This is a genomic window from Streptomyces aurantiacus, from assembly GCF_001418335.1.
Lineage (GTDB): Bacteria > Actinomycetota > Actinomycetes > Streptomycetales > Streptomycetaceae > Streptomyces > Streptomyces aurantiacus.
The window spans coordinates 1-396 of the sequence record NZ_LIPP01000299.1 but is presented as its reverse complement, the minus strand read 5'-3'; the positions used below and the strand labels follow the sequence as shown (position 1 = coordinate 396).

At 68.2% G+C, this 396-nt stretch carries 1 pseudogene; it reads right to left on the bottom strand.

Features of this window, described 5'->3' with window-relative positions:
* Positions 1-310, bottom strand: a pseudogene (locus AOK01_RS45545) (pentapeptide repeat-containing protein); the annotation flags it as partial.
* Positions 311-396: the final 86 nt, after the last annotated feature.

Here is a 396-nt window from a genome sequence, read left to right as displayed (position 1 = left end):
CGAAGATCGCCGACCCGAACCAGGCGGTACCAAGGCGGGGATGTCCAGTGGCAGGGTCGTGGAGGACGGAGAGGAGGGCATCGAGGAGAGGTCCGGTGAAGGGGGTGCCGCGGTGGTCGATGTCGGTGCCGGGTGAGAGCGTCGCGAGGTAGGCGGCTCGGTCGGCTTCCTCCAGGTGGGCCAGGCAGGCGGTGTGGTCACCGACGTGGACGCCGCGGCAGCCGACCGGATCGGCCGGTGTCGCGCCGTGGCCGCAGTGCGACCAACTCGGCGGCGTGCTGGACGGTGGTTCGCGTGTAGCAGTTGTCATGCCTCAAGGACGTGCCAATGCCGCCGAACAGTTGCCGAACAGACTGCAGCGCTGCAGCAGACTGAGAACTTCCGTGTGCCACTGAC